We start from the raw sequence: 19768 nt of genomic DNA, 5'->3' as shown, positions 1-19768 counted from the left end.
GTGTGAGAACTGTATAGTGGACGCGAGCATCTGCATGATGCCATCGGCTGTTTGTGGTTGGTGGTGTTTTGTGTGTGTGATGTGATTTTTCTTTTTTGTTTATTTTGTCAAGTTCACTTGTTGCTACCGCATGTGGCTGCATGGCTTTTTGTTGGTTGTGTGGTTTGTGTGTGGTGGTTGGTGTGTTCGTTATTGAGGGCGCATGGTGGATGCCTTGGCATGCTGAGCCGATGAAGGACGTGTAAGGCTGCGTTAAGCCTCGGGGAGTTGTCAATAAAGCGTTGATCCGAGGATGTCCGAATGGGGAAACCTGGCCCTGGTTATGTGGGGTTACCCTTCAGTGAATTCATAGCTGTTGTGGGGGTTACGCGGGGAAGTGAAACATCTCAGTACCCGTAGGAGGAGAAAATAATAATGATTCTGCTAGTAGTGGCGAACGAACGTGGATGAGGCTAAACCGTGTGCATGTGATACCTGGTAGGGGTTGTGTGTGCGGTGTTGTGGGGCCTAGCTTTGTGTCATCTACCAGTGGCACGCCCTTTTTCGCATTGTTGTTAGGTGAAGTGGTTTGGAATGATCTACCGGAGTAGGTGAGAGTCCTGTAGCTGAAGATGATGATGTGGGGGTTGTTGGGTTCCCGAGTAGCAACGGGCTCGTGGAATCTGTTGTGAATCTGCCGGGACCACCCGGTAAGCCTAAATACTCAGTGTGACCGATAGTGGATAGTACCGTGAGGGAATGGTGAAAAGTACCCCGGGAGGGGAGTGAAATAGTTCCTGAAACCATGTGCTTACAATCCGTCAGAGCACCTTGTGTGTGTGATGGCGTGCCTTTTGAAGAATGAGCCTGCGAGTCAGCGGCATGTCGCGAGGTTAACCCGTGTGGGGTAGTCGTAGGGAAACCGAATCCTAATGGGGTGGTTAGTGGCATGTCCTGGACCCGAAGCGGGGTGATCTACCCATGGCCAGTGTGAAGCAGCTGTAAGAGGTTGTGGAGGCGCGAACCCACGTAGGTTGAAAACTGCGGGGATGAGCTGTGGGTAGGGGTGAAAGGCCAATCAAACTCCGTGATAGCTGGTTCTCCCCGAAATGCATTTAGGTGCAGCGTCGTATTAGCTTGGTGGAGGTAGAGCGACTGGTTGGTTGAGCGGGACTACAATCTTAGCAATGTCAGCCAAACTCCGAATGCCATCAATTGTGTTGTGCGGCAGTGAGACTGTGGGGGATAAGCTTCATAGTCGAGAGGGAAACAGCCCAGAGCGCCGGTTAAGGCCCCTAAGGGTGTACTAAGTGGAAAAGGATGTGGGATCGCGAAGACAGCCAGGAGGTTGGCTTAGAAGCAGCCATCCTTGAAAGAGTGCGTAATAGCTCACTGGTCGAGTGGTTCTGCGCCGACAATGTAGTGGGGCTCAAGTACACCGCCGAAGCCGCGGCAAGCAACAGTTTTTGTTGTTTGGGTAGGGGAGCGTCGTGCATGGGTGGAAGCGTTACCGTGAGGAGGCGTGGACTGTGTGCGAGTGAGAATGCAGGCATGAGTAACGAATTGTAAGGTGAGAATCCTTACCGCCGGATGACTAAGGGTTCCTGGGTCAAGTTCGTCTTCCCAGGGTGAGTCGGGACCTAAGGCGAGGCCGACAGGCGTAGTCGATGGATAACCAGTTGATATTCTGGTACCCGTACATGTGCGCCCATGATGAAGCACTGATACTAACCACTGCGGATACGCTACCTAGCATTCTTTGAGTGTTGGTGGTGTTGATGTCGTGGGGCCTGATGTGTGGTTCAAGTGATGGGGTGACGCAGTGAGGTAGCCGCGCCACTTAGTGGATTGGTGGTGTAAGCGTGTAGGCCGTGTGGTAGGTAAATCCGCCGCACATGTGGTTGAGGCGTGATGCGTAGACCCTAAAGGGGTTGATGGTGGTGATCCTGTACTGTCGAGAAAAGCCTCTAGCGAGTGTGTGTATGGCCCGTACCCTAAACCGACACAGGTGGTCAGGTTGAAGATACTAAGGCGTTCGGGTGAACTGTGGTTAAGGAATTCGGCAAAATGCCCCCGTAACTTCGGGAGAAGGGGGGCCCTGTGACGTGAAGGCACTAGCTGCTGGAGTGTTGTGGGGTCGCAGAGAATAGAGGGAAGCGACTGTTTATCAAAAACACAGGTCCATGCGAAGACGTTAAGTTGATGTATATGGACTGACGCCTGCCCGGTGCTGGAAGGTTAAGAGGACCGGTTAGTAACCTTTGTGGTTGCGAAGCTGAGAATTTAAGCCCCAGTAAACGGCGGTGGTAACTATAACCATCCTAAGGTAGCGAAATTCCTTGTCGGGTAAGTTCCGACCTGCACGAATGGCGTAACGACTTCTCTGCTGTCTCGACCACAGGCCCGGTGAAATTGCATTACGAGTAAAGATGCTCGTTACGCGCGGCAGGACGAAAAGACCCCGGGACCTTCACTATAGCTTGGTATTGGTGTTTGGTTCGGTTTGTGTAGGATAGGTGGGAGACTGTGAAATCATCACGCTAGTGGTGGTGGAGTCGTTGTTGAAATACCACTCTGATCGGATTGAGCATCTAACCTTGGCCCATGATCTGGGTTGGGGACAGTGCCTGGTGGGTAGTTTAACTGGGGCGGTTGCCTCCCAAAATGTAACGGAGGCGCCCAAAGGTTCCCTCAGCCTGGTTGGCAATCAGGTGGTGAGTGTAAGTGCACAAGGGAGCTTGACTGTGAGACAGACATGTCGAGCAGGGACGAAAGTCGGGACTAGTGATCCGGCACCTACTTGTGGATGTGGTGTCGCTCAACGGATAAAAGGTACCCCGGGGATAACAGGCTGATCTTCCCCAAGAGTCCATATCGACGGGATGGTTTGGCACCTCGATGTCGGCTCGTCGCATCCTGGGGCTGGAGTAGGTCCCAAGGGTTGGGCTGTTCGCCCATTAAAGCGGCACGCGAGCTGGGTTCAGAACGTCGTGAGACAGTTCGGTCTCTATCCGCCGCGCGCGTTGAAACTTGAAGAAGGCTGTCCCTAGTACGAGAGGACCGGGACGGACGTACCTCTAGTGTGCCAGTTATCCCGCCAGGGGTATCGCTGGTTGGCTACGTACGGAAGGGATAACCGCTGAAAGCATCTAAGCGGGAAGCCTGTTTTAAGATGAGGTTTCTTTTGAGGTCCCCTAAAGACTATGGGGTAGATAGGCCAGACTTGGAAGCACTGTAAGGTGTGAAGGCTACTGGTACTAATTGACCAAAACAAACACACCACAACAACCCAAACAATGTTTGGATATGTTGGGTGGACTTGTGAAGCGAGTAAACAAATAAATGAACACATTATTGTGTGTCGCGTCCACTATGCAGTATCTGACACAACACCACACGCAGTGGTGGGTAGTGTTCTTTTAGGTTTGTCGGTGGTTTATAGCTACAGGGAAACGCCCGGTCCCATTCCGAACCCGGAAGCTAAGCCTGTACGCGCTGATGGTACTGCAACCGGGAGGTTGTGGGAGAGTAAGTCACCGCCGACACCAAACAACAAACAACAAAATAGTGTTTATTTCGAGAGGAGCAAGGTTACCAATTTACTGGTGGCCTTGCTCCTCTTCTGTGTGATCCCAGAGTTTTCTATACTGGATTTCATGAGAACTCTTGCACAGGCGGTAACCAGGCTGGTCCGGTCTACAGCAGGGTTTTACCATCACACCCATAAGCACTCTTCACTCAGCTAGTTAGCTAGTAAGACGATCTTTCCGGGACTGATGACCACGGAGCTATGAAATTAATAGTACGTCTATGAGCATGGGAACGAATTTTGGAAAAAATAGTGGTCCTGACCTTTTTTGGTGGACACCTGATATCCACCCCAGTCGGGCTGGCAAGATTGGTAATCTACCACCATGTCCAGGTACTTCGAACAGTTCAAACGCGATGCCGTGGCCCTCTATGAAAACAATGAGGATCTCTCGCTGAACGCGGCATCAGCAGAGCTCGGAATCAACCGTGCATCGGCTACATTCACGGGTCACCAAGTACGGCACCGGCAAACGTGCCCACATAAAAGCCATGCAGGATAAAGCCCAGGCAGCGAACTTCGAGCTCTCAATAAAAACTACTCCCCATTAATCGGTAACTGATTTCTCAGTCCAACTAATCGGGAGCAGTTCAGGTTCTGAGACGGATAGTTGGGTGGGCGCTATTGGACTCGATGCGCACTTCAGGCATTACCGCTGCACGCTCTCAATCACGCGACCCAAGTGTGCGAGGGAAACAACAGGTCTCATTCACCATTCGGATCACGGCTCGCAGTATGTCAGCGTTGTCTACAACGGGCGTCTTGCCCAGCACGGGCTCACTGCTTGACGCGGGCTTGTTTTAGGGACCGGTAAGGCGGTACCAGGTACCGGGGTGGCGGTAGCCGCCCGGTAGCCGGTTTTACCCCCGCTTATCGTTTGGACCGTTGACGTTGCTTGAGCTGTTTGCTAAGTGTTCCCCTTTCTTCTTGGAAGTCGTCACGGGTGCGCATGTCTTCACCGATGAGGGTGAGTTTGCTGCCGTTGTTTGCAAGTCGGGATAGGACAGCGTCGGCGATCGCGTTTTCACTAAAGACGCTGTACCAGTATTCCGGCTCGTGCTGGCTGACGATGACGGTTGAGGAATGCTCCCGCTTGACCAGGAGGTTGAATACCTGGGCTAAGGCGAAGGCAGATACGTCCGTGGCCAGGAAGTCGTCGATGACCAACACAGCCGGCTTTGTCAGTTCCTCAAGGAGGGCTTTGCGCTCATAGGCAGCGTCGGCTGTGGCGTCGAACTCGTCGGCTAAGTCGGCGAGTCTAAAGTAGCGTGCGGTTAGTTTATGCCGGCACGCAGCCACGGCTAGGCCTTGGGCGAGGAAGCTTTTGCCGGTGCCGGTAGCTCCCACGATGGTTAGATCTCTGCCGTAGGTAATCCAGTCGCAGGTAGCTAACCGCTCAATACGGTCTGGAGTGATCCCTCGGTTGCTGTGTGCTTCAAAGCGTTCCAAAGCCGCAAGCGCGTTGGGTAGCTTGGCGGCTTTGACGAGTTTTTCGATTACTTTCGAATCACGTGCAGCTACCTGAGCATCGAGAGCTTCTTTGATCTTGTCTTCAAAGGAGTCCAAGTCACGACTGGGATCGTTGACGATCTCCTGCAGCGTCGTGGCAAACACACGCATCCCGCGAAGAGAACCGAGCAGTTCGAAGTCTTCATCGGTAAGAGCCATGGCTATACCTTCCATTCTTTATCAGTGAAGGCAAACGCCCCGGCCCCGCGTACATGCGACACAGAGTCCGGCGTGTCCGCCGTGGGCTGTTGGCGGTGCGCACGCGTAGTGTCGATGGCCGTCGACAGTGGTACATCGGTGGGCAAATACGCCTGTGCTGCGGCCTGTTTTAGATCCTTGAGCTCTTGGGCTACTTTGTTGACGCTGGGGACTGCTTTGCGCGATAACAGCTGACCACAGGCTTGTTCGAGTTCGATTCGGGAGTAATCCTTCGATAGGTTCAGTACGCCCAGAACGCTAGAATATGCTTGGGCTTCGACTTTACGAGCGTTAAACATCTGGCCGATGAGCTGTGCTGTCGCGGTCCCAATACTTTTCGCCCAGTCTTCCAAGCGTTGCCGGTTCCACTGGGTGTTTAAGTCCTTATGGTTGTCGGGGACATGCTCATCCAAGGTGGAGTAGCCATAATTAGCAGGGGCAATACGATGTGAAGCAACAATCTCACCGTCGTAGAAGACATCCAGATAGTCATCAAAAAGTTGCACGTCGACGAACTTGCCCGCTAGCTTCCACGGCACTGAATACCAGTGATTGGCGATCCGGATGTGGTAGTTCATTGCGACCTTGGACTTCTTCCACCGCGACCACGACCACCGCCGGTCGGGCAATGGGCGCAGCAGCTGTTGCTCATGGTCTTCAAACAACTGGCGACGAGAGATATCCTGCCCGCGGAAGGGACGGCGATCGTTGATGAAATCGCTTTGGTCCTCGAGGGCCTTATTGAGCATGTCGAAACTGTAGAACTCCTGGTCGTCGAGGTATTCCACGCACCATTGCTGGGCAATATCCACGGCCTTTTCAACATTCGCCTTATACCGCGGCCGGTAGCCTTTCGCCGCAGTAATACCTATCTGATAGAAATCGGCAAATGTAGAATACTCCGCAACCGGGATACGCCCCCGCAGCCCACAGGAAATCTGTTGCGTGGCTGTGAGCGCGTTATCCGGGATCAACCGCAGCGGACAACCACCGAAATACTCCAAAGCCGCACGGTGGGCTAAAAGCCACGACCGCATTTTTTGATCCGGCCACGCCGATACATGCATCATTCCTGAGTGCGGCAATGAAGCTACAAACAAGTGCGCGGTAACCCGCTGGCCTGAGACAGGATCCACAACGACCATTCCATCGCCCGACCAGTCCACCATGAGCTCGTCACCGGGATCGTGATTCAGTTGCGCTGACAGCTGATGAACATCGACATAATGCTCAAACAGCGAACAGTACTGTCGATACGAATAATGACGCTGACCAGTACCAACAGGGAACTCCAGGTACTTGGCGTGCGCGACTTTCAACGTCACGCGCTTGCCAGAGACCATCCGCTCAGCAACCTTTTTGAAATCCGGTGCGAGGAACTCCGCATCGTTGCGACGCCGGTTATCCGGAAATAGCTCCTCTAACTGGGCATTCGACAATCCAGCAATCCCACGAGCATCGAGTCGATGGTCCCTTACAACGCGACTGGCCTTATCAATCGTCGACTTCGAGACCCCTAAATCGGCTCGAATCTGGTTCCAGGAACGATTCCCGGCAACCAAGGCAAACATGATGGCACGGTAATCCGTCACCACCATCACTCCTTCCACGTGAACGCGACCCACGCGTACACACTGCGTGGGCCGTCCACTAAAGAGTGCCTAAAAACTACCCCCGGTACCCGATATCCGCACCGGTCGGTACTCGATACCGCCCTACCGGTACTAAATAGCGTCGCGCGTCACACTGCTTCCACCGGAATTGTTGGCGACTGAAATGACGATGCTCTAGCTGAAAACGTTAACGGCCCTCACAATAGATGAATTCGTCCATACTTGCAGGTGGAATGACGTTATCGACGTGGAAATCGCCACGTTTGAGTGGGTGTCATGGTGGAACGAGGTAAGGCTTCACCAAAGCCTGGGATACCGAATCCCAGCCGGGGTGGAAACCGAATTGCGGAAGCAGAACCCGCAGCAGGGAATAATAGAAATTAAGGCACATGACTAGGAACAAAACTCGGGGCGCTTCAGGCATAAAGCAATTTGTGTGTGGCCAATGGAAGTCTTGAGATGAAATGACGCGGCTTTCCGCTGAGTGGATCCGTGAATTCTAGGTCCGTTGCTGTTAAGTGCATGGGAACGGACATGTCTTCAGCTTCCTCAGGGAAAATCGTGGGGTAAACCGGATCGCCGAGGATCGGTACGCCTGCATGCCACATGTGCAGCCGCAATTGATGGGTCTTCCCAGTCTGTGGTTTGAGGGTGTAGATGCCGAGGTCAGCTAGTGAACCGTGAACTTTTTCGTAAGGGGCCTTATCAATGGGTTCTACCGATTCTAGTGTTGTGAAAGCATTTGGTTCACCATCTGCTATTCGCCCTTGGATTTCGCCGGGTGTTTTAGTTAGGCGGGAGGACCATTGGAGGGGCGTCGGCAAGCGGCGGAATTCCGCAACCGCCTGGTAGGTCTTGTGGACTTTCTTTTCTGCGAAGAGGGACTGGTAGGCGCCGCGGGCCTCTTTGCGCTTGGTGAATAGAAGGAGACCGGAGGTAAGGCGGTCGAGGCGGTGTGCCGGCACTAACTCGTTATTTCCGGTGGAACGGCGGAGGCGAACGGTGGCGGTTTCGACGATGTGGCGGGCGCGCGGCATGGTGGCCATGAATGGGGGCTTATCGGCTACCAGAATGTTGTCATCTTCATAGATGATGGGGATGTCATAGGGCACGGGTGTTTCTGGGGCGGGTATGCGGTAGAAGAAGACATCAACATCTTTGCCGAGCACGCTACCTGGCTTTAGGGGAGTTTGATCGCGCAGGACTACCTCGCCCGCGGTGAATCGGTCACGCAGTGCCTGTGCATCATCATTGGGGTGGCGATGACGCTGGGAGGATATGACTTCGCTGAGAAAATCCCAGGTGCTGAGACCTTCCTCCGGCGTACGTACGCGCGTAGGGTTGAGCCCATTTTTAATGGGCAAAGGGCTGAATCCTTTTTTGTGATGTATTAGTGTGTTTGGCATGGATATTAATTCTCTCGCGGACCAGGTGCTGGCCTTTTTCAATGACGGAATTGGCGCGCTGATAAGGGACGTATTCCGAATGCTCCTCGAAATTTTCTCTCCGTCCAATTCTGATCCTGCAACTGTCAACCATTAAGCCTAATCCGTACTATAATTAAGTTATAACCACCGAAAGGAAAGATCATGGCTAAGGAAGACATTGTAGTCGTCGCCGTCGACGGCTCTGACGCCTCAAAGAACGCCGTCCGTTGGGCAGCAAATACGGCGATGAAGAGGGAAATCCCCCTGCGCATCGCATCGAGCTACACCATACCGCAGTTCCTGTATGCAGAAGGTATGGTCCCGCCGAAGGACCTCTACGATGACTTGCAGGATGAGACCCTGGAAAAGATCGAGGAAGCTCGTGCAATCGCTCACGAGGTAGCCCCAGAGCTCAAGATTGGGCACACCATCGCAGAGGGCTCCCCCATCGACATGCTCTTGGAGATGTCTCATGACGTCACCATGGTCGTGATGGGGTCGCGCGGCATGGGTGGCCTGTCCGGCATGGTCATGGGCTCTGTTTCCGCTGCGGTTGTTTCCCACGCCGCTTGCCCGGTAGTGGTGGTTCGTGAAGATAATAATGTCACCGATTCCACCAAGTACGGCCCAGTTGTCGTTGGTGTGGACGGTTCCGAGGTCTCTCAGAAGGCCACCTCCTATGCTTTCCGCGAGGCCCAGGCCCGCGGCGCGGCCCTCGTTGCCGTGCACACTTGGATGGATATGCAAATCCAGGCATCCCTCGCCGGCCTTTCTGCGGCTCAATCTGAGTGGGCAGAAATTGAAAAGGAGCAGACCGAGGTACTGGAAGAAAACCTGAAGGAACCGCACGAAGAGTTCCCAGATGTTGAGGTGAAGAAGCAGATCACCCGTGACCGCCCCGTCCGCGCGCTGACGGAGGCTGCCGAGGGTGCGCAGCTTCTCGTCGTTGGTTCCCACGGCCGCGGCGGGTTCAAGGGTATGGTCCTTGGCTCTACCTCCCGCGCATTGCTGCAGTCTGCACCGTGCCCGATGATGGTGGTACGCCCAGACGACGAAGGCTAAATCTTTCGCTAGCCTGACTTCCCAGCGCTCTTCTTCCCAGCTTTTGCAGCTAGGAAGTGGAGCGCTTCTGGCGTTTTAGAGCCACTTGGCTATACAAATGTGTCGTATTTGTTATCCCTACTTGAGTCACAGGGGTTTACACTGGTTAGTATTCGATACGTTTATATTAGGAGGAAATCATGGGACTAGGTTTGGGTCTATTCACCTCGATCATTGTTGGTATCATCGCCGGTTGGCTGGCAGAGAAGATTATGAAGCGTGACCACGGGTTATTCACCAACCTGGTAGTAGGTGTTGTCGGTGGCCTCATCGGTGGCATCATCATCCAGCTACTGAATATTGAGGCTAGCGGTGGGTGGATCTTCTCCATCGTCGCGGCCACCGCGGGTGCTTGTATTTTGCTGTGGATTGTGGACAAAGTGAAGCAATAGTCCGCATATAATTAGCGTACATACCGGTTTGTCTATAAAGTGTAGATGAACCGGTTTTGTCGTTGTAGAGAGGAATCCATGGCAGAGAAGAAGTCGCGCCGCAATCGCCCCAGCCCGCGGAGTCGATTGCTGGAATCTGCAACAAAGCTCTTTAAAACTGAGGGCATTCGCGTCATCGGTATTGACCGAATCTTGCGCGAAGCGGATGTGGCCAAGGCATCCCTATACTCTTTGTTTGGCTCCAAGGATGCCTTGGTCATTGCCTACGTAGAATCTTTGGACGAGCAGTTCCGCCAGGACTGGGAACAGCGGACGGCTGCCATGCAGGATCCGGATCAGAAGATCTTGGCCTTTTTTGACAAGGTCATCGAGGAAGAGCCGGAAGAAGGTTTTCGCGGTTCGCACTTCTTGAATGCAGCGGGCGAGTACCCGCGGCCTGAAACGGATTCGGAGCGTGGCATCGTCGCGGCTTGCATGCAGCATCGCAATTGGGTGCATTCCACCCTGACGGCTCTGTTGACGGAGCGCAACGGCTATCCTTCGGCCTCCCAAGCAAGCCAGCTCTTAATTTTCCTCGATGGCGGTCTTGCCGGAGCCCGCTTGACCAAGGAAGCCGGGCCCCTATATACGGCCCGCGAGCTGGCTACTCAGATGCTTTCGGCTCCTCCTGCTGATTATTCGATTTAAGGTACTTGCGCGCCTCAATGCGCAGCCGGTTGACCCGTTTTTTCTCCTCCTTGGAAAGAGCGGGTTGTTTTTCTTTATTCCGCCAATTTTGCAGGCTCTCGCGACGCATCGCATTCACTTCATCTGTAAGCGGGTAGAACTCGCGCAGCATGATTTCGAAGATGATCGTCTGAATGAGGGTGATCCAATATGCACAGCCCCAATAAATAATGATTGCGACGGGAATGGGGCCATTATGAGCCAAATGCCAGAGGAAGAAGGGCACGATGATGAGCAAGATGCCCATGAAAATGAATATGCGGCGGTTCAGTTTGAGATCGAATTGCGTGGTGCGGAAGCTGCGGATGAGGGCGATGATGGAATTCGCCATGGTAAAGACGATTGCCGCAATAAGGACGGGATTGAGGAGATCGCCGTGTTCGCGGGCGAAATCAGTGATCGGGGCGCCGTAGAAAGTGGTTTCACGAAAGGCGGCGACGTCGTCAGCATTGAGCATGCCGACGGTCTTTGAGTCCTGATCGATCTTCGACATCCGAAGGATCACTTGGTACAAACCAATGAAAACCGGAATCATGATGAGCGGTGGGATGCAGCCAGCAGCAGGTTTGTAGTTATAGCTCTTCATGAGGTCCTGCTGATTTTTAATGAGCGCAGCCATTTCCTCTTTGGTACTGGCCTGGTTCATTTCCTTGGAGATATCGTTATTCTCCGGCCGCATGAGAACGCCGATGCGTGCGGAGCGCAGCGACATCCAGTTGAGGGGGATGACGATGCCCCTCACGGTGAGCACCAAAAGGAAAATGGAGACAAGCCACGCAGCGGATTCATCAACGAAGCCGCTGATCAGCCAATGCCAGAATTTCATGATTCCGGAAACCGGGTACATGAAGAACTCGAACATGGTTTTCCTTTCGGTGAGGAAGTATGGTTTAGGACATGACAAAAGTTCTGGGCGAACTCATGCTAACCATTGGTTTGGTTTTAGTTCTATTTGCATTCTATGAAGCCTATTGGACGAATGTGGAATCAGGGCGCTTACAAGATGAAGCTAATGCAAAATTAGAAGAGCAGTGGCGCAATCCCCGGGAGAAAATGAACCCAGATTTGGGAGATGCCTTCGCACAGATGTACATCCCGGCCTTTGGCTCGGATTATCACTTTGCCATCATCCAAGGCACGGACGACGATGATCTTTTACGCGGCCCGGGCCACTATGAGGACACACAAATGCCAGGTGAGACGGGAAATTTTGCGGTGGCTGGGCACCGCGTGGGCAAGGGTGCCCCATTTAATGATTTGGGTTCTTTGCACACCTGCGATGACATCATCATCGAAACCCAAACGGAAAAGATTACCTACAAGGTGCTGCCCATCGATGGCGAGCATGCGGATTGCTTCGATGAGGTACCTGATGAATATAGCCATGTTGCCGGCAGGCACATCACCACGCCTGGCGATGTCTCAGTGATCGACCCCGTGCCGGGAACTGAAGCGGATCCCACGCAGGGAATGCTGACTCTGACTACCTGTCACCCACAATTTTCCAACGCCGAGCGCATGATCGTGCACGCGATGGAAGTTGGAAAGGAAGCTAAGTAATGTATCGCGCTTTGTGGAATCTATTGCCAGGGCCGAAGCCAGTGAAGGCGCTACTCGCCATCGCCATTGTGGTGGGAGTGTTCTTCCTCCTCATGGAGGTCGTATTCCCCTGGGTGTCGCCGATGATGCCCTATAACGACGTCGCGGTTTAAAGCCCTAAATTGGCAATGGCTTCCTGGGCAATCTGCTCGGACTTGAAGGTCTGTTGCTGATTGCTCCACACCAGCACCGCGTGGGTGTCCTTTTGCACAGCATAGACGGCCTGCTCATTGATGATGCCCCGTCCGCCTTCCCAGCCTGCAAAGGAGGCGGGCTCGGTGGCATCGATTGGCGCTGCCCAATCCACCGCGGCGCGGGCGTCTTCTACGGTGGGCATTTCGCGCACGATGACGGTAGCTTGCGGGTGGTCCTGATAGGACCAGAAGACGCACGCGGGGGTGGGAAAGCGCGTGTCGATGCCCTGCTTGGTAAGGCGCTCACCATTGGTATTTTCTAACCAGCCGGGGGCGATATAAGGACAATCGCTCCATTCGTTGACCTCTGCGGTCTGTTCCACGTTGATGGCGGCGCTTTCCGATGCCACCTCGTCTCCCGGTTCGGCTTGGTCTGCTTGCTCGGTCTGGCATCCCGCGATCCCTATTCCGGTCAGTGTGAGAAGGACAAGTAGGCTTTTGCGCATGAGCTCCACACTAGATCGGGATACCGATGCGCTGCGCACCGGTATCCACTTCTTAACGGCGGTCCTGTTGGTGGTGGGTATTTTTACCTCGGTGAAAATGCCGCTATCCCAGTCCCTTATCAACCTATTGCTATTGGTGGGGTTCGCGGCCGTCTACTTTGCGGGATCGATCTATGCGGAGCAGTGGCCGCGGCCCATGCACTACCTGTGGATAAGCATCCTCACGGTGTTATGGGGCGCGGATCTATTCGTGGCTCCCGCCGCCATCTACCTGGTATTCGTCATGTACTTTTTGTACCTGACCGTGCTGGATATGACTGCAGGTATCTTGTGTGTGATTGGCGCTACCGTGCTCACCATCGTGGTGCAGATACCGGGAGGCCTGACCTTTGGCGGGGTGATGGGCCCGGCGGTCTCGGCGCTGGTCACCGTGGCGATTACGTATGCGTTTCGCACCCTATCGCGCATGAACCGGGAGCTCATAGAAACCCGCACGCAGTTGGCGGCCACGGAACGAGATGCCGGCATGGTGGCTGAGCGCCAGCGCATCGCCCACGAGATTCATGACACCTTGGCCCAGGGGTTGTCATCGATTCAGATGCTCCTGCACTCCGCCGACCGGGATCTTGATAAGGAAGACATTCCTGCCGCCCGCCGGCGCATCGAGCTTGCGCGGCGGGCCGCCGCGGATAACCTGCATGAGGCGCGGGCCATGATCGCGGCGCTGCAGCCTCCCACGCTAACGGAGACGTCCCTCGAGGCGGCGCTGACGCGCATGGCGGAAAACTTCGCCGCTACGGCTGGTTTCCAGGTGGAGGTGGAAAGCGAAGGCCCGGAGCAGCAACTGCCGATGAAGGTGGAGGCGGCGTTATTGCGGATTGCACAGGGAGCGGTGGGGAACATCGTCAAGCATGCCGGTGCCAGCCGCGCCCGGATCACCGTCACCTATGAGACCGACGAGGTGCGCGTGGATGTGGTGGATAATGGGCAGGGTTTTGAGCCCGCGACGGTGGAAAGCGCGCCGGCGGGCCTGGGGCATATTGGCCTTTCTGCCATGCGGCGCCGCGCGCAGGAGCTGGGCGGCGATGTGGTCATAGAATCCGCGCCGGGGGAGGGAACGGCTGTGTCAGTTAGTATGCCCTTGGATAAGGCGGTAGATTAAACTTTTGGTTGAGAAAAACATCGATAGGAGGGATGTCGTGATTCGGGTCCTTTTGGCAGATGACCACGAGATCGTGCGGCTGGGGCTGCGTTCGGTGCTCGAAGGCGCAGAAGACATCGACGTCGTGGGCGAGGTCGCGACGGCGGAGGCGGCGGTGTCCGCGGCGCAAGCAGGCGGTATCGATGTCATCCTCATGGACCTGCGCTTCGGGGCGGGCCTGGAAGGAACGCGCGTGATGGGTGGCGTCGAAGCTACCGCGCAGATTCGCTCCTCCATGAGCACGCCGCCCAAGGTGCTGGTCATCACCAATTACGACACCGATGCGGATATCCTCGGCGCCATCGAGGCAGGCGCGGTGGGCTACCTCCTAAAAGATGCCCCGCCGCAGGAGCTTTTGGATGCCGTCCATTCTACCGCGGAGGGGGACTCGGCACTTTCGCCCATCGTGGCCGATCGCCTCATGACCCGGGTCCGCACGCCCCGCACCTCGCTGACCCCGCGCGAGCTAGAGGTGCTGCAACTGGTGGCGGCGGGGGCCTCGAACCGACAGATTGGCCAGGACCTCATGCTTTCTGAGGCCACGGTGAAATCCCATCTGGTGCACATTTATGACAAATTGGGCGTGCGCTCGCGCACCTCCGCGGTGGCGGCCGCCAGGGAACAGGGCGTGCTCTAATCTAGTGGGCCGCGTTGTAAGCGTCGATGATGTTCTGGGGGATCTTGCCGCGGCGCGCTACGTCATGGCCCTGCTTTTGCGCCCATTCGCGGACCTTGCGCGGATCGGCCTGTGGGGATTCCGCATCGGGGGCGGCATGTGCGGCCTCGACAAAGGGGGCGATTGCCTCGTGGAAGCGGCGGGCATTATCGCGGGATAGATCCATGATGTAGCTGTGCCCATTGACGCTGAAGCGGACTACTTCTAATTCATCCTCACCAATGAGTTTATTATCAAGGTCATCATAAAATTGCGTGATTTCGCGGCGTGCCATAATACCTCCCTGGTTTATTGCGTAGATATGTTTACCTAATACCGGAATTCGGAATCTGAATTAACTTTAAATGAATTCTACCAGTGTAGAAATTAATAGACAATAAAAATTTACTTATTGGCGCTTACGTATAAAAATATCGCCGCTACCTTAAAGAAAGGTGAACGGCGATGGGAGGCGGAGGAGAAATTATTCGCCCAGGCGCTGTTGAATCTCCGCGGTAACGGAATCGATCTCTCCGCTAATGGTCTTATGCGCGCGGCGGCGCTGCTGCTCCGTCATGAATTCGGCGTTATCGATCGCGGCATCAACCTCTTCGAGGCGCTCGCGCACGTCCCGCTTGAAGCCGGCGGGCAGATCTACGTCCTTGAGGGAATTACGGATGCCGGCGGTGCGGGCCTTGAGCGGCGCGCCGTAGCCGGAAAAGGAGGCCATTTCTGCAGAACTTACGCCCGCCTTGTGGGCCTTGCGCTTTTCTTTTTCGGACTTAAGGCCCACAAATGCGCGATAAACGAGGGGAAGCAAAAGCGGGGCGGCGGTGCGCAGTGCGCCGGCATAGCGCTTGACCTTGCCGGCATTAAAGTGGCCCTCGCGCAACTTTTCCAGTTCTTTTTCCGCCATTTTCTGTTCGTGTTTACGGCGCTTTTTGAGACCCTTTTCTTCGGTCTTAAGAAGATGCTTTTCTTGCTTGGCAAGGAGCTTTTGTTGGCGGCGACGATCCTTCGACTGGGCCTTTACCTCAGCCTTGGCGCGCGCCTTCGCCGCTTTGGCCTGCGCGCGTGCTTCCTGGCGAGCCTTTTTCAATTTCTTGAGGATACTCATTATTTTCCCTTACGTTCGATCGAGTCTGGATTCAACATTACCTTGCTGTTCTATTAAGCTCACCCGGTGTGGAGGATGTCGTTGTAGCTTCGGATCTCGTTGGGTGCCGCTATCGCTTGGTGCAGCGGCGCGCCCACCCGGAGATTCCGCGTACCCGATCCTCGATTGCTCGGGCCGAGCGCCACAGCGCCGCAGTGGACGCGGTCATGGAGTTATTCCCGCGCAAAGCCCCTGGCCGTTTCCGGCGCATCGATTTAGAAGGCGATGATTGGGAACGCGCCATGGCCACGCTGGAGGCCATTGCCTCCGGCTATACCCACATCACCAATGCGGTCTTTGCCACCGAAAAGTGGAAAGTGCACGTGGAATTACTGCTGCGGGAGGCGGGTTCTTATACCCCCATTATTGTGAGCAACCACCGCGTTGCGCGCAAGGACCCAAAGAAAACTACGCTTGCCGTGCCCACCCACCGCCTTGGGTTGAGCGAGCCCATGGAGGTTCCGTATAAGCCCCGCCACCATGCCGTCGATGGTTATCGTTTGGCGCTAGCCGCCGAGGCCTTAGAGGACATGGGCCTGAATTCCGGGCGGGGCGGGGCCATTGGTCAGGATCGCCAACAGGCCTTTTTTACGGAGACGGCGAAGTTTGATGTGCAGCGCGCCTGGGATAAGCCGCTGCCCACCGCGCCGGTGCGGGTCAAAGAGTGTGCGAGCTGCAGGTTCTGGCCCTTGTGCGAGCAAGAGCTGGTGGCGGCGGACGATATTTCCCTTTTCTTACCGGGCGATCGCGCCCGCCCCTTCCGCGAGCGCGGGATTACCACGGTGCAGGCGCTTATCGATGCCAATGTGGGCGAGCCCTCCCGCCTCGCTGCCGCGTGGCGCTCTGGGCAGACGCTGTTGCGCCGCGGGGATACTTCGGTGCCGCGCGCGGACGTTGAGGTGGATGTAGACATGGAAGCCTATATGGACCAGGGCGCCTACCTCTGGGGCGCGTGGTTCGAGGGGGAGTATTACCCCTTCGTGACGTGGGAGCCGCTGGGCGCGCGCGCCGAGGCGGAGAACTTCGCCGAATTTTGGCGGTGGTTGATGCAGCTGCGCGATACAGCGCATGCGGAGGGCAAGACCTTTGCCGCTTATTGCTATTCCGCCCACGGTGAGAATCACTGGATGCGCCGCTCCGCGCAGCGCTTCCGGGAGGTGGATGAACGGGAAGTAGAAGACTTTATCTCTTCCCCAGAGTGGGTGGATATGTTTGCCTACGTGAAGAGATCCTTCGCGGGGCCCTTTGGGCTGGGGCTCAAAGTGGTGGCCCCAGTGGCGGGATTCCGGTGGCCGGACGAGGACTTTGATGGCGAGGAGTCCGTGAACGCGCGCCGGGAGGCCCTAGCGGGCGACATGAGCGTCCGGCAGCGCCTCTTGGACTATAACGCCGGCGATGTGCACGCCACCCGGATAGTGCGGGAGTGGATGACCGCCGGCGCGCCGGGGACCCCAGAGCTCTAGAGCGCCGCGAATAGGGCGTAGATCACCGCCAGGATGGCGATGCCGATATAGATTTGGTTCCAGTCCGCGGTGGTTTTCGGCGCGGGACCCTCCGCCTTTTTCATCAACACCTGCTTTTGGGCCTTGACCGCGCGGGCGATGAATATGGGGTAGACCGCCAAAGAGCCGATGCATAGCAGCGAGGCCACCACCTTGAGCACGGAGATATCCGTGCCCATCCAGATAAGCAGCCCGCCATTGACGAATGTGGCGCGCAACAGGCCCCACCGATCTAGCTCCTGAAGCCCCGCGCGGACCGCGCCGGGGCCACCGCCCATGGTGGTGGGAAGGAGATAGCTCATGACTCCGATGAGCAGCTGCGCCGCAAACCCCACGACGAGGCCGAGGGTGGGAAGCCCTGGTTCCGCAACGAGGAAGTGCTGTGTGGTGTAGTACGCCAGGGATAGCACCAGCCAGAGTGCGGCCATCAGCACCGAAACGGAGGCAAAGTTAACGCGATCGCGCGGTGCGCGGGCGACGTCGATGACATTGCCAAGCCACTGGTGCAGGCTCAGGATCCAACCGATGCAATAGATAATCAGCCCGAGCTGTGGGAAGTTCAGAAACGCGCCAATGGTCGTTGCCACCACGCCCAGGGTAAGCAGTAGGAACGAGGAGGACATGCGTTCATTGGTGCCCTGCGTGCGCCAGATGGTGGGAAAGAGGATGGTCAAAGAACCTGCTGCGGCAAGGCCGATGAAACCGCCGATATTGGCGGCGATATGGGCCAAGAGCAACTGTGGATCACCCGGGTGGATGGCCAGGATTGCGCCGAAGACCGCACCGACCGGCAGGCACAGCGCGGATAGCACATAGGCGCCGACAACCGGGCGGAAGCGCTTATCTTTAGCTGTTCGCCACTGGGTAAAGAGGGACACCGCGTGCCATAAAACGGTGAGCGCGATAAGCATGGCACCGATCTGGGTCAGTATCCAGTGATGATCCCAGAACTGCACGAGGATTTGGCCCGCCACGGCGATGATGATGCCGATATTGAGGATATAGATGCGCGCGAGCTGCTTGGGGCGGGCGGAATCCGGCAATTTTTGTTGCACGAATTTTTCAGTCAGGTGCTGCGACCACACCAAGATGCTGTTGGTGACTAGGCCCAACGTGAAGAGGTGGATTAGTACCCAGCGATAGTTGGGCACAAATATGTGCGCTGCGCCCACCACGATGAAGACCATCATCCAGATGGACACGGGGCGTGAGGCTTTGCGGTGCCAGGTGCGGCTCGACCACTTATCTTGAGGCATAAAACCGAGTTTAGTCGGATTTAACCTTGGTCCAAGTCAATGCCGTGAGAGCGAGCGCAAAGGCGGTGAAGCAGGCGATGAATTGGTGCCAGGTGAGGGCATCGAAAAGCACGCCTGCTAAGGCGCCCACGATGGAAGAGCCCAGGTAATAGCAGAAAACGTACATCGAGGACGCCTCGGCGCGGTCGTGGGTGGCCAATTGCCCCACCCAGCCAGACGCGGTGGAGTGGACCGCGAAGAAACCGACGGTCAGGCACACCATGCCGATAAGCGTCATGGCCAGGTTGCCGGCGCAGAGGATAATGCCCACGGTAAAGAGCGCGGCAGAACCGACCATGGTTTTACCGTGCCCAATGCGGGCGACCAGCGTGCCCGCCCGGGCCGAGGACCACGTGCCAGAGAGATAAAACAGGAAGGCAAAACCAGCTAGCGCCGGGGACAGGCCAAAATCCCCGGTTAGGCGGAAGGTGAGGAAGTTATACATGGACACGAACGTGCCCATGGATAAAAAGGCAACGATAAATAGCGTGGCGAGATCCTTATTTGCCCAGTGCCCAAAGACCGCGCTCAGCTCGGAGCGGAAGTGAATTGGCTTGGGGTGAAAATTTCGCTGGGCGGGCAGGAGGAGCCAGCAGGTAATGGCAAAGGCTAGGGAGACCACGGCGGAGCCGAGCAGAGCCCAGCGCCACGAGGAAAACTCCACGAGGCCCGCGGGAATGATGCGGCCGGTGAGCCCGCCCACGGAATTGCCGGCGATATAAAGGCCCATCGCCTTAGGCAAAGCGTGATCCTCGAGCTCTTCCGATAACCAGGCCATCGCCGTCGCCGGTGCTCCAGACAACATCGCGCCCTGCAGCCCGCGCAGGGCAATGAGCTGCCAGCCCTCTTGGGCCAGGGGCACCATGAGGCCCAAGATAGTGGCGGCGATGGCGGAAATGAGGAGGATGCGCCCGCGCCCATAGCGCTCAGAAAGAATGGACGCCGGAACCACACAGATGGCTAACGCGCCGGTGGCGGCCGAAACGGTCATGGCCGCCTCCGTGTGCGAGATGCCCATATCCGTTACCAACGTGGGCAAAATTGCTTGGGTGGTATAGAGGCTAGAAAACACCGCCAAGCCCAACAGGAGCATGGCGATGGTGGCGCGCCGGTTTCTGGTCATGCATACCAGCATTCTCTTCACGGGCGGCGGTGTAAATTGCGCCACACCCTTGATGGGGTTAGT

At 56.1% G+C, this 19768-nt stretch carries 18 protein-coding genes and 2 rRNA genes; 11 read left to right on the top strand and 9 right to left on the bottom strand.

What is annotated here, in order from left to right; translation table 11 throughout:
- Window positions 1–182 precede the first annotated feature (182 nt).
- Both ACLI1Q_RS11510 and rrf read left to right on the top strand, forming a co-directional pair.
- Window positions 183–3259 (top strand): 23S ribosomal RNA (locus tag ACLI1Q_RS11510).
- Window positions 3260–3406: 147 nt separating this feature from the next.
- A 5S ribosomal RNA gene (gene rrf, locus ACLI1Q_RS11505) occupies window positions 3407–3524 on the top strand.
- Between the two features lie 914 nt (window positions 3525–4438).
- Here rrf and ACLI1Q_RS11500 read toward each other — a convergent pair.
- Both ACLI1Q_RS11500 and istA read right to left on the bottom strand, forming a co-directional pair.
- Window positions 4439–5236, bottom strand: a complete 798-nt coding sequence (locus ACLI1Q_RS11500; protein ID WP_349837246.1) for an ATP-binding protein — start codon at window positions 5234–5236, stop codon at window positions 4439–4441.
- A gap of 2 nt (window positions 5237–5238) precedes the next feature.
- Window positions 5239–6873 (bottom strand): IS21 family transposase, encoded by a 1635-nt coding sequence (gene istA, locus ACLI1Q_RS11495; protein WP_239275901.1) that lies wholly within the window; start codon window positions 6871–6873, stop codon window positions 5239–5241.
- 193 nt (window positions 6874–7066) lie between these two features.
- Between istA and ACLI1Q_RS11490 the strand changes: the two genes are divergently transcribed.
- The gene (locus tag ACLI1Q_RS11490) at window positions 7067–7285 is read left to right on the top strand and encodes an IS3 family transposase (protein WP_349838040.1); all 219 of its coding nucleotides are present in this window, start codon (window positions 7067–7069) and stop codon (window positions 7283–7285) included.
- 19 nt (window positions 7286–7304) lie between these two features.
- Here ACLI1Q_RS11490 and ACLI1Q_RS11485 read toward each other — a convergent pair whose 3' ends face one another.
- Window positions 7305–8357 carry a pseudouridine synthase gene (locus ACLI1Q_RS11485; protein WP_411697151.1) on the bottom strand — a complete coding sequence of 351 codons (1053 nt, stop codon included), beginning with the start codon at window positions 8355–8357 and terminating at the stop codon, window positions 7305–7307.
- A gap of 120 nt (window positions 8358–8477) precedes the next feature.
- Between ACLI1Q_RS11485 and ACLI1Q_RS11480 the strand changes: the two genes are divergently transcribed.
- The 3 genes from ACLI1Q_RS11480 (at window position 8478) to ACLI1Q_RS11470 (ending at window position 10495) form a co-directional block, all read left to right on the top strand.
- Window positions 8478–9377: a universal stress protein gene (locus tag ACLI1Q_RS11480; RefSeq protein ID WP_239269338.1), complete on the top strand. Its 900-nt coding sequence runs from the start codon at window positions 8478–8480 to the stop codon at window positions 9375–9377.
- A 179-nt stretch (window positions 9378–9556) separates the two neighbouring features.
- Window positions 9557–9808 (top strand): GlsB/YeaQ/YmgE family stress response membrane protein, encoded by a 252-nt coding sequence (locus ACLI1Q_RS11475; protein WP_005285357.1) that lies wholly within the window; start codon window positions 9557–9559, stop codon window positions 9806–9808.
- 78 nt (window positions 9809–9886) lie between these two features.
- Entirely contained in the window at window positions 9887–10495 is a 609-nt protein-coding gene (locus tag ACLI1Q_RS11470) for a TetR/AcrR family transcriptional regulator (protein WP_005279669.1), read from the top strand.
- Here ACLI1Q_RS11470 and yidC read toward each other — a convergent pair.
- Window positions 10452–11396: a membrane protein insertase YidC gene (gene yidC, locus ACLI1Q_RS11465; protein WP_239269335.1), complete on the bottom strand. Its 945-nt coding sequence runs from the start codon at window positions 11394–11396 to the stop codon at window positions 10452–10454. The two genes, ACLI1Q_RS11470 and yidC, sit on opposite strands and share 44 nt — an antisense overlap.
- A 35-nt stretch (window positions 11397–11431) precedes the next feature.
- On the opposite strand from yidC, the gene ACLI1Q_RS11460 reads away from it, so the two are divergent.
- Window positions 11432–12094: a class E sortase gene (locus ACLI1Q_RS11460; RefSeq protein ID WP_284849696.1), complete on the top strand. Its 663-nt coding sequence runs from the start codon at window positions 11432–11434 to the stop codon at window positions 12092–12094.
- A complete protein-coding gene (locus ACLI1Q_RS11455; protein WP_239269333.1) occupies window positions 12094–12246 on the top strand; it encodes a hypothetical protein in 153 nt (50 codons plus the stop codon). The genes ACLI1Q_RS11460 and ACLI1Q_RS11455 overlap by 1 nt, the downstream gene beginning before the upstream one ends.
- On the opposite strand, the gene ACLI1Q_RS11450 is transcribed toward ACLI1Q_RS11455, so the two are convergent.
- Window positions 12243–12773: a DUF2020 domain-containing protein gene (locus tag ACLI1Q_RS11450; RefSeq protein ID WP_284772303.1), complete on the bottom strand. Its 531-nt coding sequence runs from the start codon at window positions 12771–12773 to the stop codon at window positions 12243–12245. The two genes, ACLI1Q_RS11455 and ACLI1Q_RS11450, sit on opposite strands and share 4 nt — an antisense overlap.
- Here ACLI1Q_RS11450 and ACLI1Q_RS11445 point away from each other — a divergent pair.
- Window positions 12772–13935 carry a sensor histidine kinase gene (locus tag ACLI1Q_RS11445; RefSeq protein WP_284849695.1) on the top strand — a complete coding sequence of 388 codons (1164 nt, stop codon included), beginning with the start codon at window positions 12772–12774 and terminating at the stop codon, window positions 13933–13935. The genes ACLI1Q_RS11450 and ACLI1Q_RS11445 overlap by 2 nt on opposite strands.
- Window positions 13936–13972: 37 nt before the next feature.
- A complete protein-coding gene (locus tag ACLI1Q_RS11440; protein WP_023029700.1) occupies window positions 13973–14611 on the top strand; it encodes a response regulator in 639 nt (212 codons plus the stop codon).
- A 1-nt stretch (window position 14612) separates the two neighbouring features.
- Here the strand turns inward: ACLI1Q_RS11440 and ACLI1Q_RS11435 are convergent, their stop codons facing one another.
- Window positions 14613–14924, bottom strand: a complete 312-nt coding sequence (locus tag ACLI1Q_RS11435; RefSeq protein WP_284772305.1) for a histone-like nucleoid-structuring protein Lsr2 — start codon at window positions 14922–14924, stop codon at window positions 14613–14615.
- 189 nt (window positions 14925–15113) lie between these two features.
- The gene (locus tag ACLI1Q_RS11430) at window positions 15114–15746 is read right to left on the bottom strand and encodes a DUF6474 family protein (protein ID WP_023018162.1); all 633 of its coding nucleotides are present in this window, start codon (window positions 15744–15746) and stop codon (window positions 15114–15116) included.
- Between the two features lie 68 nt (window positions 15747–15814).
- Between ACLI1Q_RS11430 and ACLI1Q_RS11425 the strand changes: the two genes are divergently transcribed.
- Window positions 15815–17248, top strand: coding sequence for a TM0106 family RecB-like putative nuclease (locus tag ACLI1Q_RS11425; protein WP_284772094.1), 1434 nt, complete (start codon window positions 15815–15817; stop codon window positions 17246–17248).
- Here the strand turns inward: ACLI1Q_RS11425 and ACLI1Q_RS11420 are convergent.
- Both ACLI1Q_RS11420 and ACLI1Q_RS11415 read right to left on the bottom strand, forming a co-directional pair.
- Window positions 17245–18543, bottom strand: coding sequence for a copper oxidase (locus ACLI1Q_RS11420; protein ID WP_284849694.1), 1299 nt, complete (start codon window positions 18541–18543; stop codon window positions 17245–17247). The genes ACLI1Q_RS11425 and ACLI1Q_RS11420 overlap by 4 nt on opposite strands.
- A gap of 10 nt (window positions 18544–18553) precedes the next feature.
- Window positions 18554–19705 carry an MFS transporter gene (locus ACLI1Q_RS11415; protein WP_239269325.1) on the bottom strand — a complete coding sequence of 384 codons (1152 nt, stop codon included), beginning with the start codon at window positions 19703–19705 and terminating at the stop codon, window positions 18554–18556.
- Window positions 19706–19768: the final 63 nt, after the last annotated feature.

Source organism: Corynebacterium limaceinasi (genome assembly GCF_046717465.1).
Classification (GTDB): Bacteria; Actinomycetota; Actinomycetes; order Mycobacteriales; family Mycobacteriaceae; genus Corynebacterium.
Note: the sequence above shows the minus strand (reverse complement) of the source record. Positions and strands in the feature narration are given on the sequence as shown.